This is a genomic window from Microcoleus sp. w1-18aA5 (assembly GCF_036701705.1).
Classification (GTDB): domain Bacteria; phylum Cyanobacteriota; class Cyanobacteriia; order Cyanobacteriales; family Microcoleaceae; genus Microcoleus.
In genome coordinates this window covers 16,348-31,375 of record NZ_JAUPTE010000080.1, presented here as the reverse complement: position 1 = coordinate 31,375, position 15,028 = coordinate 16,348, and the positions used below count along the sequence as shown (strand labels likewise).

The 15,028-nt window shown below is 47.6% G+C and carries 13 protein-coding genes; 10 read left to right on the top strand and 3 right to left on the bottom strand.

What is annotated here, in order from left to right:
• Positions 1–464: 464 nt before the first annotated feature.
• Both Q5691_RS22800 and Q5691_RS22795 read right to left on the bottom strand, forming a co-directional pair.
• The gene (locus Q5691_RS22800) at positions 465–1,283 is read right to left on the bottom strand and encodes a carbohydrate ABC transporter permease (RefSeq protein ID WP_333204076.1); all 819 of its coding nucleotides are present in this window, start codon (positions 1,281–1,283) and stop codon (positions 465–467) included.
• Positions 1,284–1,546: 263 nt separating this feature from the next.
• Positions 1,547–1,714 carry a hypothetical protein gene (locus Q5691_RS22795; protein ID WP_333214383.1) on the bottom strand — a complete coding sequence of 56 codons (168 nt, stop codon included), beginning with the start codon at positions 1,712–1,714 and terminating at the stop codon, positions 1,547–1,549.
• A 64-nt stretch (positions 1,715–1,778) separates the two neighbouring features.
• Between Q5691_RS22795 and Q5691_RS22790 the strand changes: the two genes are divergently transcribed.
• The 8 genes from Q5691_RS22790 (at position 1,779) to rdgB (ending at position 10,353) form a co-directional block, all read left to right on the top strand.
• Positions 1,779–2,471, top strand: a complete 693-nt coding sequence (locus Q5691_RS22790; protein WP_333073769.1) for an aldehyde oxygenase (deformylating) — start codon at positions 1,779–1,781, stop codon at positions 2,469–2,471.
• A gap of 156 nt (positions 2,472–2,627) precedes the next feature.
• Complete coding sequence (locus Q5691_RS22785) at positions 2,628–3,653, top strand: long-chain acyl-[acyl-carrier-protein] reductase (RefSeq protein ID WP_333080458.1); 1,026 nt, start codon at positions 2,628–2,630, stop codon at positions 3,651–3,653.
• A 558-nt stretch (positions 3,654–4,211) separates the two neighbouring features.
• Positions 4,212–5,192: an acetyl-CoA carboxylase carboxyl transferase subunit alpha gene (gene accA / locus Q5691_RS22780; RefSeq protein WP_333080460.1), complete on the top strand. Its 981-nt coding sequence runs from the start codon at positions 4,212–4,214 to the stop codon at positions 5,190–5,192.
• A 249-nt stretch (positions 5,193–5,441) separates the two neighbouring features.
• Positions 5,442–6,167 (top strand): SDR family oxidoreductase, encoded by a 726-nt coding sequence (locus Q5691_RS22775; RefSeq protein ID WP_333347239.1) that lies wholly within the window; start codon positions 5,442–5,444, stop codon positions 6,165–6,167.
• 218 nt (positions 6,168–6,385) lie between these two features.
• Positions 6,386–7,120 carry a GTP cyclohydrolase I FolE gene (gene folE / locus Q5691_RS22770; protein ID WP_333214387.1) on the top strand — a complete coding sequence of 245 codons (735 nt, stop codon included), beginning with the start codon at positions 6,386–6,388 and terminating at the stop codon, positions 7,118–7,120.
• A gap of 288 nt (positions 7,121–7,408) precedes the next feature.
• Positions 7,409–8,833, top strand: a complete 1,425-nt coding sequence (locus Q5691_RS22765) for a phosphoglucomutase/phosphomannomutase family protein (protein WP_333347236.1) — start codon at positions 7,409–7,411, stop codon at positions 8,831–8,833.
• Positions 8,834–8,987: 154 nt separating this feature from the next.
• On the top strand, positions 8,988–9,608 hold the full coding sequence (locus Q5691_RS22760) for a hypothetical protein (protein ID WP_333347233.1): 621 nt from the start codon (positions 8,988–8,990) through the stop codon (positions 9,606–9,608).
• A 157-nt stretch (positions 9,609–9,765) separates the two neighbouring features.
• Positions 9,766–10,353, top strand: a complete 588-nt coding sequence (gene rdgB / locus Q5691_RS22755) for an RdgB/HAM1 family non-canonical purine NTP pyrophosphatase (RefSeq protein ID WP_333347230.1) — start codon at positions 9,766–9,768, stop codon at positions 10,351–10,353.
• Positions 10,354–10,511: 158 nt separating this feature from the next.
• Here rdgB and Q5691_RS22750 read toward each other — a convergent pair whose 3' ends face one another.
• Positions 10,512–10,850 carry a P-II family nitrogen regulator gene (locus Q5691_RS22750; RefSeq protein ID WP_006633346.1) on the bottom strand — a complete coding sequence of 113 codons (339 nt, stop codon included), beginning with the start codon at positions 10,848–10,850 and terminating at the stop codon, positions 10,512–10,514.
• 354 nt (positions 10,851–11,204) lie between these two features.
• Here Q5691_RS22750 and Q5691_RS22745 point away from each other — a divergent pair, with 354 nt between their 5' ends.
• Positions 11,205–12,503, top strand: a complete 1,299-nt coding sequence (locus Q5691_RS22745) for an MFS transporter (protein ID WP_333214397.1) — start codon at positions 11,205–11,207, stop codon at positions 12,501–12,503.
• A gap of 642 nt (positions 12,504–13,145) precedes the next feature.
• Complete coding sequence (gene ilvB, locus Q5691_RS22740) at positions 13,146–14,981, top strand: biosynthetic-type acetolactate synthase large subunit (RefSeq protein WP_333214399.1); 1,836 nt, start codon at positions 13,146–13,148, stop codon at positions 14,979–14,981.
• The last annotated feature ends 47 nt before the right edge of the window (positions 14,982–15,028 follow it).

The following is a 15,028-nucleotide window of genomic DNA, read 5'->3' as shown; positions in this document are numbered from 1 at the left end:
TATGGCTCAAGCCCAACGTCTGGCGGGATTTGGCCTTAAACTAATTAAGGAGTTGTTTAGAATGAAATAGCCCTGCCCCTTTATCTCTTAGTCCGCTTGGAGTGAACTTCGTTTGTATAGTAGCGATTTCAATCGCCGAGTGACTACAAACTCCAATCTTGCACCAATGTCAGCAACAGGCAAGATGCCTGTTCCACAAATACTAAATGTTCTTGTGGAACTGCATCTTGCCTGTTCTAGAGAAGGGTTCAACAAATGACTACAAACTTAATTGCGTGGATTTTGTTTGTATAGTAGCGATTTCAATCGCCGAGTGACTACAAACTCCAATCTTGCACCAATGTCAGCAACAGGCAAGATGCCTGTTCCACAAATACTAAATGTTCTTGTGGAACAGGCATCTTGCCTGTTCTAAAGAAGGGTTCAAAAAATGAATACAAACTTAATTGCCAAGCATTTCTAACTCAATTCTTAATCCCCGTCGCCGCAATCCCCCGAATAAACTGCCGTTGACCGGCCAAAAATAGCAACACCACCGGCACTGTGCCAATTACCACCGCCGCCATCAACAACTGCCAACTGCTAGTAAACTGTTCCTGAAACTCAGCCAGAACCAACTGCACAGTCCGCAACTCCGGCCGCGTCGTAAACACCAGCGGCTTAAACAAATCGTTCCACTCCCCGATAAACGTAAACAAAAACAGCGTCACCAAAGCAGGGCGGGCCAAAGGTAACATCACCTGCCATAAAACCTGCCAGCGGTTAGCCCCATCCAGCATTGCCGCCTCCTCCAACTCCACGGGAACGGTCATAAAATACTGGCGCAGCAGAAAAATCCCAAAACCATTAGCAGCCGTCGGCAAAATCAGCGCCCCGTAAGTATTCAGCAGATGACCCCACTTCAAAACCAAGAAAATGGGAATCACCAAAAGCTGAAACGGAATTACCAGCGTTGCCAAAACCCCCAAAACTAGGGCCTGTCGCCCCCGAAACTTCAGCCTGGCCAAAGCATAACCGGCCAAAGCAGAAGTCACCACCTGAAAACCCGTCACTGCGATCGCCACTAGAGTAGAATTAAGGAATGCCAACAAAAAATTGCCCCGTCGCCAAGCCTCCTGATAGTTCGCAAAAGTCAGGCCGGTGGCCTTGACACCGACACCCGATGGTGATATTGAAACCAAGAATACAGCAGCCAGTGGCAGCAGCACCAGCGCAGCACCCGCCAGCAACAAAATAAAACTCAGCAGTTCCAGCGCTTGAGACCTGTCAAAGGATTTACCCATAAATTTGTGAATTAACCTAAAATAATAAGCCTGTGAGGTTCTCCAACCCGATCGCATCCCCGATTCCCATACAACAACATAATAGTCGTAGAAGGAAAGAAGGAGTACCTAGGGAGGAAGTTGTGATTAGGATATAATGTTATAGATAGAGTTGGTACTGTAAAACCCTGAAAGGTGGAGACATAGACCGTATTTCTATCATCTATTTCCGGGCAAAAGATCGACTAACGACTAATTCAAGTAATTAGTAAATAGATAGCATTCTAGCGATAGTCTTTCTGGAGTGTTCGACGGCAAAAGTCCGCCAAACACGCACGCTTGACGCCAGTTTTTCCCGGAACGTCAAAGAAAAGTTCTTTGTCGAAAGCATCCTCAGCTATAATCTGTGATTTAGATGGGGTGCGTTCAAAATAGGTAAAGTGTACTGTCACTGACCCCCCATTTTAAAGGGGTTTCCAAACATCCCGGAAGCTTATATAAGGAGACTACATATCTATGCCCCAGCTTGAGGCCAGCCCAACAATTGACTTTCAAACCGAAACTTACAAAGATGCTTACAGCCGCATCAACGCCATTGTGATTGAAGGCGAACAAGAAGCTCACGACAATTACCTGACACTGGCCGAACTGTTGGCTGACAAAAAAGCAGAGTTAGTTGGCTTGTCCAAGATGGAGAACCGCCACATGAAAGGCTTCCAAGCTTGTGGCCGGAATCTTAAAGTCACGCCGGACATGGCATTTGCCAAGCAGTTCTTTTCGGAATTGCACAAAAACTTCCAGACGGCCGCGGCCCAAGGTCAGATTGTAACTTGCTTGTTGATTCAATCGCTAATTATCGAGTGTTTTGCGATCGCAGCTTACAACATCTACATCCCCGTCGCCGATGACTTTGCTCGCAAAATCACCGAAGGCGTCGTCAAAGAAGAATACAGCCACCTCAACTTTGGGGAAGTCTGGCTGCAGGCTCACTTTGAGGAATCAAAAGCCGAACTCGAAGCTGCCAACCGCCAAAACCTGCCCATCATCTGGAGACTGCTAAACTCTGTTGCAGACGATGCCCGCGTTTTGGGAATGGAAAAAGACGCTTTAATTGAAGACTTTATGATTGCCTACGGGGAAGCCCTAGGTAACATAGGCTTTAACAACCGTGATATCATGCGGATGTCAGCACAAGGCCTCGCAGCCTAGTTAATTTGGAAATAAGGAATGGGAAAAAAATTAAAAATTAAAAATTAAAATTGGGATACCTCATTTTAAAATATAAATTTTTAATCTTCCCATCTTCCATCTTCCATCTTCCATCTTCTATCCTCCATTTTCAATCTTCCTTCATTTGACAACTTAATGTTTGGTCTAATCGGTCACTTAACCAGCTTAGAACACGCCCAATCAGTAGCTAACGAGCTGGGCTATCCAGAATATGCCGATCAAGGTCTCGATTTTTGGTGCAGCGCACCGCCCCAAATAGTTGATCAGATCACGGTAACAAGCATCACTGGACAAAAAATAGAAGGCCGCTATGTGGAGTCCTGTTTTCTGCCAGAAATGCTAGCCACTCGCCGGATTAAAGCAGCCACTCGCAAAATCCTTAATGCGATGGCACACGCTCAAAAAAACGGGATTAACATCACTGCTTTGGGCGGCTTTTCTTCGATCATTTTTGAGACTTTCAACTTGCAGCAAATTAAGCAAATTCGCAATCTCAAGTTGGAGTTTGAACGCTTCACCACCGGTAACACTCACACAGCTTACATCCTCTGTCGCCAAGTAGAAGAAGCAGCCCCTAAATTGGGGATTGAACTTTCAAAAGCCACGGTAGCCGTTTGTGGTGCTACTGGCGATATTGGCAGTGCTGTGTGTCGCTGGCTGAATGTTAAAACAAATGTAGCAGAATTGTTGCTCATTGCCCGCGACAAAGAACGATTACAAGATTTGCAATCGGAATTGGGGCGAGGCAAAATTATGGACTTGGAAGAAGCCCTCCCCCAAGCGGATATTGTAGTCTGGGTAGCCAGTATGCCCAAGGGAGTAGAAATTGACCCTAAGACATTGAAGCAACCATGTTTATTGATTGACGGTGGCTATCCGAAAAATCTGGCAACTCAGGTTCAGCATCCAGAAATTTACGTACTCAATGGCGGCATTGTGGAGCATTCCCTCGATATTGAGTGGAAAATTATGAAGATTGTCAATATGGATGTACCGGGCCGACAGTTGTTTGCCTGTTTTGCTGAATCAATGCTGCTGGAATTTGAAAAAATGTATACCAATTTTTCTTGGGGACGGAATCAAATTACAGTGGAGAAGATGGAACAAATCGGTCATATTTCTGTCAAGCACGGTTTCAGACCTTTATTAATGTCAGTTTGATGTGATTTGTTGTGGTTATTGGTTATTGAGGAAAGTTTTTCTGATAATAACCAGTAACTTTTTTTATACAGTTAATAGTGAATTTTTAACAGTTAACTATTAACATTAGATCCGATCGCACAACCCAAAAAAAAGTAGTTGGCAGTTCGGAACCAGCCGATGTGATTGGTGGCAATAGTTTGTCTTCAAGTCTTCTGATCTTTGAATTTTGGCGACAAAAGGTAATATAGACAGGGCTGTTACAGCTTCCGAATGGGTGAGTTCGATCGCGCTGGTGTCGCTTTTTGGACTGGGAACAGTTCAGCAGGGTTAGGCCTTTTGTGGCGGTGGGGAACCCAGGGCCGGGGGGAAAGAGGGGCGTAAAAATCAGCAGCAAGCAAAAATAGTGTAGCAAAAAACGAGGCTCCAGCCTCTGGTTTTCAACAAGCTTAGTAAGCCAAGCATAATTCAAAATTTAAAACTTCCAAATTTCCCCTCTTTTTCAGCATCCCCTGACAGGGTAGGATCTGGAAATAGTCGATCGACAAAACCTGACAAAACCTTATAGAAATTATCAGCGTGCCAAACCCAGACCGTAAACCCTTACTCTTAGATTTTGAAAAGCCCCTGGCCGAACTCGAAACCCGAATTCACCAGATTCGCGAACTCGCCGCAGAAAACAGCGTCGATGTCACCGACGAAATTCGCAAACTCGAAGCGCGTTCCGCCCAACTGCGACAAGAAATCTTCAGCAGCTTGTCCCCCATGCAGCGGCTGCAACTCGCCCGTCACCCGCGCCGCCCCAGCACCCTCGATTACATTCAGGCAATTAGCGACGAGTGGATCGAGCTTCACGGCGATCGGCGCGGCGGAGACGACCCCGCCCTCGTCGGCGGAATTGCCCGCATAGACGGGCGTCCTACAGTCATCATTGGCCATCAAAAAGGGCGCGACACAAAAGACAATATCGCCCGCAACTTCGGCATGGCTGCTCCCGGTGGCTATCGCAAAGCCCTGCGGTTGATGGAACACGCCGATCGCTTCGGAATGCCCATTTTCACGTTTATCGACACTCCGGGAGCTTGGGCCGGCTTAGAAGCAGAACAGCTCGGACAGGGAGAGGCGATCGCCTGTAACCTCCGAGAAATGTTTCGCCTCGACGTTCCCATTATTTGCACCGTCATCGGCGAAGGCGGTTCCGGCGGCGCATTGGGTATCGGTGTCGGCGAGCGGCTGTTGATGCTGGAACATTCCGTCTACACCGTCGCCACTCCCGAAGCTTGCGCGGCCATTCTCTGGAAAGACTCTGGCAAAGCTAACTTGGCGGCAGAAGCTCTCAAAATCACTTCCTGGGATTTGAAAAACCTCGGCGTTCTCGATCAAATAGTACCAGAGCCGATCGGTGGCGCTCACTCAAATCCCCTCAAAGCTGCGTCCATACTCAAACAAGCTTTGTTAGAAAACTTAGCAGAACTAACCCAGCTTACGGGTCAGCAGCGACGCGATCTCCGGTATCAAAAGTTTCGCCACATCGGTGTATTCACTGAAATTGCGGCTTGAGCCGATCGATTCAGAGTTATCGGTTATGAGTGAAAATCTCTTAACTTCCAACTCATAAGTGATAACTCACCAGTCACTATTCTGCGAATCAGTCAGCAGTGTTATAATTTCTCAGGTGACACCGGCTTAACAGTTCTTAATGTTGATCTCATAATTAACTGTGATCACCCGCAGCAGACAGCTTTCTAATTTGGCGAAGAAGGCTGCAACGCTTGAGGGACTTGCCGAGCGAAAGTATTAGGACACTGAATGAACCATCCCACAACAAAGCAGGCTCTGATTACCGGAGCCAGCAGCGGTATTGGCAAAGCGACGGCTCTAGCGTTCGCCGCCGAGGGCATAAATCTGGCCTTAGTTAGCCGAGAGTCGGAAAACTTAGAAGCCGTTGCCGCAGCAGCCCGAGCAGTCGGAGTGAAAGCAGAAGCTTATCCCTTAGACTTGGCAAAAATTGAGCAAGTGCAAAGCAGCATCAGCGCGATCGCAGCTCAATTGGGTTCCGTAGATATCCTGGTCAACAGCGCTGGCATGGGCTACACCGGCTCTTTGACGGAAACGCCGCTAGCCGAGTGGCAGAGCGTTCTAGACCTCAATCTAACTAGCGTTTGGCAGTGCATTTTAGGAGTTTTGCCCTCCATGCGCCATCGCCGATCAGGAATCATCATCAACGTTTCCTCGATCGCCGGCACCCAAGCCTTCCCCAACTGGGGAGCCTACTGCGTTAGCAAATTCGGTCTCATGGCTTTGTCTAAAACCTTAGCAGCCGAAGAACGAGCTCACGGAATTCGCGTAACAGCAATCTGTCCGGGTTCTGTCAACACTCCCCTGTGGGACACAGACACCGTGGACGCCGACTTCGATCGCACCGCCATGTTAACCCCAGAAATCGTCGCCCAATCAATTCTGCACGCAGTTCAGTTGCCAGCAAGTGCAGTAATTGAAGAAATCACCCTCATGTCCAACGCAGGAGTTTTGTGAACTTGAGATTTTAGACTGCTGGATTTTTCTCGAATTCAACAATCTTTGAATCTCTAGCTATAGCGGTTCTCCGATAAATGAGGTATACAGAAACCCTGTAATGTCAAGCTTTCCAGGTCAAAATTCGTACCTCACCTTTTTGAGAAAGGCTATATATCCCCCAATCGAAAATCTAAAATCGAAAATCGAAAATCGATTCACCCTCACACCAACTTGTTATGACAATTGCATCTTCCGCCGATTCCAATGGCTCGAACTCACTCTCGACTGACAGCATGAAACTGTTACAAACCGCAGAGAACAACTCCCCGCGCATCCCCACTCGACCCGATCGCAATTCCTCGCACGGTCAAGAATCCCACATACCCGTACCCTCAGAAGTAGGCCAAGAAGAAATGATGGCCGCCGTTCGGACAATTCTGCTGGGAGTAGGAGAAGATCCTGAACGGGAAGGATTGCTCAAAACCCCGAAGCGGGTAGCAGAAGCAATGCGGTTTCTCACCAGCGGCTACAGTCAATCCCTCGAAGAACTTCTTAACGGCGCTATCTTTGACGAAGGTCACAACGAAATGGTACTGGTGCGAGACATCAGCGTATTCAGTATGTGCGAACACCATATGCTGCCGTTTATGGGCCGAGTTCACATCGCTTACATTCCCAACCAAAAAGTAGTGGGACTGAGCAAATTAGCCCGAATTGCCGAGATGTACAGCCGCCGATTGCAGGTGCAAGAACGTTTGACGCGCCAAATTGCCGAAGCCGTTGAGACAATATTGGAACCGCAGGGAGTAGCTGTAGTAATGGAAGCCAGCCATATGTGCATGACGATGCGGGGTGTGCAAAAACCCGGTTCTTGGACAGTTACGAGTGCCATGTTGGGCGTGTTTCAAGAAGAACAGAAAACTCGCGAAGAATTCCTGAATTTGATCCGCCACCAACCGGCTTTCTTTTAGTCAGTTGACAGTTGACAGTTGACAGTTGGCAGTTGGCATTTGGCATTTGGCAGTTAACAGTAATTAGTAGGTTGGGTTGAGGGACGAACCCTCCGTTTCACTCCGCCCAACATAATCTATCAAGCAAGGCTAATGACAACTAACAGTCAGCAGTCAACAGTCAACAGCCACAGTACAGGCTATGGGAGCGATTCCCAAATCTAAAATCTAAAATCTAAAATCTAAAATCAGATGACGATCGACTGATAAACCCATAAAATAGACGGGTGACTCATGACTTGTGACTAAATGAATCCTATTAAATTCGGTACAGATGGCTGGCGCGGTATCATTGCTGACGATTTTACATTCGATCGCGTAGCGTTAGTCGCTCCCCTAGCGGCACAAGTTCTCGCACAAACTGGTGGTAGCGATGGCAGCAGCGGTACTGTAATTGTCGGTTACGACCGCCGATTTCTGGCTGAAGAATTTGCCCAAACAGCGGCTATTGCAATCCAAAACGCAGGATTTGACGTGCTACTTAGCGAATCCTACGCCCCCACTCCAGCTTTCAGTTTAGCTGCCCAACAATTAAATGCTTTGGGTGCGATCGTCCTGACAGCCAGCCACAATCCCGGCGCATATTTAGGGTTAAAAGTCAAGGGCGGATTTGGCGGTTCAGTTTCCCCCGAAGTTACTCAACAGATAGAAGCCAAACTCGAAAATCCGGCGGCACTTTCAGCAACTCCCGGCAAATTGGAGAATTTCAATCCTTGGCCCGCTTACTGCAAAACCTTGCGGGAAATGGTAGATATTGAGGCGATTAAAGAAGCGATCGCCAGCGGCAAAATTACAGTATTTGTAGATGTAATGCACGGTGCCGCCGCCGGAGGATTAGCTCAAATTTTAGAAGAAACGGTACATGAAGTCAACAGCGATCGAGATCCGCTGTTTGGTGGCGGTGCACCGGAACCTTTGCCGCGCTACCTGTCGCAGTTATTTCGGGTGATGCGTACTCACCAGCGAAAAAGTTCTGGTTTGTCAATCGGATTTGTATTTGACGGAGATAGCGATCGAATTGCAGCAGTTGACTCTAGCGGCAACTTCCTCAGTTCACAAATCCTAGTTCCCATATTAATCGAACATTTAGCAAAACGGCGCGGCTTGACCGGGGAAGTCATCAAAACAGTCAGCGGTTCAGACATAATTCCCAAAATTGCCAAGCTGTACAACTTGCCATTATTTGAAACGCCGATCGGTTACAAGTATATAGCCGATCGAATGTTAACCACCCAAGTCTTAGTCGGCGGCGAAGAATCGGGTGGAATTGGCTACGGTACACACATCCCCGAACGAGATGCTTTACTGTCAGCGCTGTACTTATTAGAAGCAGTTGTCAAATCCGGGGAAGACTTAAGCAAAATTTACAGCCGACTGCAACAAGAAACAAGCTTTACTTCAGCTTATGACAGAATCGACTTGCACTTAGCAAACATGGAAGAAAGGTCGCGTTTGCTGTCCCTGCTGCAAAATCAACCCTTAACAGAAATCGCCGGCAAAGCAGTTGTAGATTGCAACAAAGTTGACGGATATAAATTCCGTTTAGCCGACGGAAGTTGGCTGTTAATTCGGTTTAGCGGAACCGAACCCGTGTTGCGGCTGTATTCAGAAGCGGCAACATTGAAAGAAGTTATGCAAAACTTAAACTGGGCGAAAGCTTGGGCGCATAATTAATCGGATTTTTCCACCGCAGAGAAACGCAGATGAACGCGGATGACTCGATCTCAAATCTCTCTTTCTCTGCGTCCTCTGCGCCCTCTGCGGTAAAAAAATCTTACTCACAATGAAATACTATTGCTATATCAGGTTAATTTTAGGATAAAAGCAAATGGCTTACAGCGATTTCAGCCTTGCGAGAGTCAAAAAAGATTTTGGATTGACCTTCGATGAAACTCGCAATTTATTTGCCGATACAAAACCAGTTTCACCCTCGGAAGTCTTAACAACAATCCTGATTGATTATGTACCGCTAGCCACTTTTATTTCCACAGAAAAAGCTCGTTCAGAATTTTTGATTGCCCCGATTTTAGCCGAAGTTAGGCGATTGTTAAACAAACGAGTTTCTCTTTTTTCCGGTAAGGATTTTACTGTCGATCCAGAAAGAGGCTTGCAAGGATTTTGCGACTATATTATTAGCGGTTCTTCAGAACAATTATTCATCAGTGCTCCGGTTATAACAATTTTTGAGGCAAAAAAGGAAGATATCATTGGGGGTTTAGGTCAATGCGTAGCGGCAATGGTAGCGGCCCAATGTTTCAATCAAAACCAAGACACTGAGGTCGATCGCATTTACGGGGCGGTGACGACGGGAACTAACTGGAAATTCTTGATTTTGGAGGAAACTACTGTTTATATCGATCCGATTGAATACTATATTCAAGATGTTGATAAGATTTTGGGAATTTTGTTGCAACCATTTCCCCAATCTTTTGTTAATATGGAGCCATAAGTTTTAAGAGAAATAATGACCAAGAATTTCAAAGGTGGTACCCGCCACGGGATTTATCCGTGGAATCAATCCAAAATCTAAAATCTAAAATCCTCAAGCCCCCGAATTTATCTCGCGCAAGTCAATCTAAAATCTAAAATCTAAAATCTAAAATCGAATGACCGATCGCAAATTGCTAGTTGTAGCTACAGGCAATCCGGGTAAACTCAAGGAAATGCAAGTTTATCTTCAGGATTTGGGATGGGAATTGGAACTAAAACCGGAAGAGTTGGAAATCGAAGAAACAGGCGAAACTTTTATTGCTAATGCTTGCTTGAAGGCGTCTGAAGTGGCAAAAGCAACGGGCAAATGGTCGATCGCCGATGATTCTGGTTTAATGGTAGATGCACTCGACGGTCAACCTGGGATTTACTCCGCGCGCTACGGGAAAACCGATGCTGACAGGATATCTCGACTTCTCAAAGAATTGGGTAGCGAACAAAACCGGGAAGCACAATTTGTTTGCGCGATCGCGATCGCCCGTCCCGACGGTACAATTGCCTTGCAAGTAGAAGGAATTTGCCGTGGCGAAATCCTCCACACTCCTCGCGGTACGGGAGGTTTCGGATATGACCCCATTTTCTACGTACCCGCACAGCAACAGACTTTTGCAGAAATGACACCCGATATCAAGCGATCGCACTCTCACCGCGGTCGAGCCTTTCATGCTCTCCTACCACAAGTAGCCAACATTGTCAACCCATAATGAAGAAAAAAGCCAAAATATGGGGTAACTGTGGCATTGGATATTGACACTTAGGTATCACAACTAAACAGGAAAGAGGTTTTTCGTTGGCAATGATTAGTTGCCGATGACCCATTACCTGTTTCGCCTGTTTGGCCAATGCCCAATGCCCCAGTATCTTAGATTGCCTCCAAGTTCTTTTCCCCAGTCCGAATCCGAATAATTTGTTCTACAGGGGAGATGAAAATCTTGCCGTCGCCAATCTCGCCCGTGCGGGAAGCCGCGATAATTTTATCAACCACCATGTCAACCTGATCGTTTTCCACAACAATCTCCACCTTGAGCTTTTGCAAGAACTCAACGGTGTACTCAGAACCGCGATAGCGTTCTGTCATGCCCTTCTGACGGCCAAAACCTCTAACTTCAGAAACAGTCATCCCCACAATACCAGCATTGACGAGTGCGATTTTCACTTCGTCTAGTTTAAAGGGGCGAATAATAGCTTCAACCTTTTTCAAGTTTCTCACTCCTAACAGTTAGTACCTTCGTTATATTACTTAATCGGCGTGACATCTTTTAATATCACTGCCAGCAGCAAGTATTTTGTCAAGTATATTACCGTATCTTGTACTCGCGATGAAATGCACGCCAACCTTTAACAATATTCTCGAATTTTCCAGGGGCGCGGGCTCTCGGCTCCGGCCGATCGCGGTAGAGTTAAGAAAGACAGCAGCAGGCGTCCCCCGCCGATCTGCTAAAACAGAAAAAGAACGCAGGAGACAGGAGTTTTCCGAGTTTCCGCTTTGCTATGTCAGATTTGCACATATTGCTGAAAACTATAATTGCCAGAGGCGGTCAGTTAAACTATTCCTATGCACCCAGCCAGCCCTCCCCCTGACCGCAGCGGGCTTGATGCCCTACTGAGAAATCGCCCCTTCCTCGCCTTGTGGACGGGCCAGTTATTAGCCCAAGTGGCGGATAAAATTTTTTATGTATTGCTGATTATTCTGCTGAAAACCGGCGACTACCGACCCTGGCCAGTTTCTTGGCAACATTCGGAAAATTCAATGCTGTCAGCAGTGATGATCGCCTACACCGTGCCGGCGATCGTCTTTGGTTCCGTAGCCGGTATCGTGGTAGACCGCTTTTCCAAAAAGCAAATGCTGATCGCCTGCAACGTGATTCGAGCCGGGTTGATTATAGCTTTGCCGTTTTTGCCCAAAGCTTTTGTGGTTTTGCTGACGATGACGTTTTTGATCTCTACCGTAACGCAATTTTTTGCTCCGGCAGAGCAGGCGGCAATCCCCCTGGCCGTGGGGCGAGAGGGACTGATGTCAGCAAATGCGCTGTTCGCCTCGTCCACAATGGGCGGGATTATTGTCGGGATGACGATCGGCGAACCGCTGTTTAGTTGGGTCAAACACAGCTTCGGGGCAGCTTCTCAAGAGTTTTTGCTGGGCGGGTTGTACCTGATATCGGCAGGTTTGATCTATGCCATGCGGATCAAAGAAAGTCATGCCGGCAGCAGTGGCAAAAACGTCCATCCTTGGCAAGATCTCAAAGAAGGTTTGCGCTATTTGAAACACAATCACCTTGTCAGCAACGCGATGGTGCAGTTGACGATTTTGTATTCGGTGTTTGCAGCGCTTCAGGTGCTGGCGATCGCACTTTCAGGCAAAATAGGTCTCAAAGAAACTCAATTTGGCTTTTTGCTCGCTGCTGCGGGAATTGGAATGGTCTTCGGTGCCGCCTTTTTGGGACACTGGGGTCATCGAATGCACCACAAACCTCTGCCTTTAATCGGTTTCTTGATGATGGGTTTTGTATTAGCAATGTTTGCCTTTACTCGACAGTTATGGGTGGGATTCGGATTGAGCGCTTTGTTCGGTTTTGGTGCTTCCTTAATTAACGGCCCGATGCAAGCTCTGATTCAAGAAAAAACTCCAGAATCTATGCGGGGCAAAGTCTTTGGATTTGAGAACAATGCGATTAATATTGCTCTGAGCCTGCCTTTAGCGATTACTGGCCCTCTGACGGATGCTGTCAGCAAAGCAGTCGGCTCGGATGACGTCGGCTTGCGGATCGTGTTGCTGAGTTTGGGCTTTTTGGTTTCGGTGATGGGAATGGCAGCTTGGAAACATACTCGCAAAGTCTTGCAGGATGTTCTGTAAACTTTGCAAAGAAGGAAGTTCGGCAACGGATTGTGTAACGGATGTAACGGATGTCAGGAATAAGGAATAAAGAATAAGGAAGAAGGAAGAAGGAAGATAGAAGAGGGGAGGGGTGTCAACTTAACGTCAAATGTAGTACCGATCTACTGTTTGACGATGATTGTCCAGATCCCCTGAGAGTTGGGGGGAACCGGAGCATTCTCTTTAGTTTCCCTTCCTAACGGGAATGGGAGGGGGAGCGATACTCGCGTCTAAACAAGATTTATCAACGGTTTTAGGCTAGTGTTGACACCTATGGTAAGAGGGAAGATGGCTTTCTTTTCGCGATCGATCGATAACATAGCAACCGCCCTGATGATTAGGACGTTCTTAATTGCTGAAACGATGGTTTTTCTTGTCGAAGGCCGCAGAACGAATGCTATACAAGCGTCATATAGCGGTACACCGGCATAGAAGCCGCGATTTCCTCTGTTTCTTTTCTTCCTCTGGTGTTCCACAATGTCTCGATCGGGCGAACCCTCTGCGATCACGAAATCTTTTGTAAAATCTCACCACTTAAATTTTCCTAGTTTCATTAATTGAGATTAAAGTAGTATAAAAGCTTTCATTAAAAATCATAATTAGTTTAAGGAAGGAAATACTGTGCAACTAAAAACTAAAGTGACCATCAAGCGTGCAACTGGTGGATTTGCTCTGATTGACAGCTTGATCCGCCACGGCGTCAAGCATATTTTTGGTTATCCCGGCGGTGCAATTCTGCCGCTTTACGACGAACTCTACCGCGCCGAAGAAACTGGCGCTATCAAACATATTCTGGTGCGCCACGAACAAGGCGCTGCTCACGCGGCTGACGGATACGCCCGCGCTACTGGCAAAGTTGGGGTTTGTTTTGCTACTTCTGGCCCTGGTGCAACTAATTTAGTGACGGGGATTGCGACAGCCCACATGGATTCGATCCCGATGGTAATTATTACTGGTCAGGTGCCCCGTGCGGCGATCGGCACTGATGCGTTTCAGGAAACAGATATTTACGGGATTACCCTGCCAATTGTCAAGCATTCCTATGTAGTGCGCGACCCCAGAGATATGGCGCGAATTGTGGCAGAAGCTTTCCACATCGCGAGTACAGGGCGGCCGGGGCCTGTTTTGGTTGATGTACCCAAGGATGTGGGTTTGGAAGAATTTGACTATCTGCCCGTGGAACCCGGAGCAGTGAGAATTCCGGGCTACCGGCCGACGGTGAAGGGAAATCCTCGGCAAATTAATCAAGCAATTCATTTGCTGAAGGAAGCAAAGCGTCCTTTGCTTTATGTGGGCGGCGGGGCGATCGCGGCGGGGGCCCACGAGGAAATTAAGGAACTCGCCGAACTTTTCCAATTGCCGGTGACGACAACGCTGATGGGCAAAGGTTCCTTTGATGAAAACCATCCTTTGTCGGTGAAAATGCTAGGGATGCACGGCACTGCTTACGCTAATTTTGCCGTTACCGAGTGCGATTTGCTGATTGCTGTAGGGGCGAGGTTTGACGATCGCGTGACGGGCAAATTAGACGAGTTTGCCGCGCGCGCTAAGGTGATTCACATCGATATCGACCCGGCGGAAGTAGGCAAAAATCGCGGCCCTGACGTGCCGATTGTCGGAGATGTCCGCCAAGTTTTGCTCGATTTGCTGCGCCGCTGTCGGGAAACTGGAGTTTCGGGGAAGACCGGACAGACTGCGGAATGGCTGCAGAGGATCGATCACTGGAAACAGGACTATCCGTTAGTTGTGCCTCATTACCCAGATATTTTGGCTCCGCAAGAGGTGATTTCGGAATTGGCTACTCAAGCGCCAGATGCTTACTACACAACAGATGTCGGTCAACATCAAATGTGGTCGGCTCAATTCTTGAACAACGGGCCGCGCCGCTGGATTTCCAGCGCTGGTTTGGGAACGATGGGTTTCGGGGTGCCGGCGGCGATGGGCGCGAAAATGGCGCTACCCGATGAGCAAGTCATTTGTATTGCTGGCGATGCTAGCGTGCAAATGAATATTCAAGAGCTGGGAACATTAGCACAATACGGCATTAATGTCAAGATTGTGATTGTAAATAACGGCTGGCAAGGCATGGTGCGGCAGTGGCAGCAGGCGTTCTACGGCGAGCGTTATTCGTCGTCGAATATGACTGTGGGGATGCCGGATTTTGTGATGCTGGCTGAAGCTTACGGCGTGAGAGGGATGCTGGTTTCGCAACCGGAGGAACTCAAAGATGCGATCGCCCAAATGCTCGCTCACGACGGCCCAGTGCTGATGAACGTGAAGGTGACGAGGGACGAAAACTGCTATCCGATGGTAGTTCCAGGTAAGAGCAATGCTCAAATGGTTGGTTTGCCCGATCGTAGCAAGTTGCACTCTGCGGAGTTGGTTTATTGTCCCAGTTGCGGCGCGAAGAATGTTTCGACGAATAACTTTTGTCCTGAGTGCGGGACAAAAGTTTAACGAGTTTTGAGTGGGGACTTAGGCAGTGCCTATTAGTCTCAACTTAA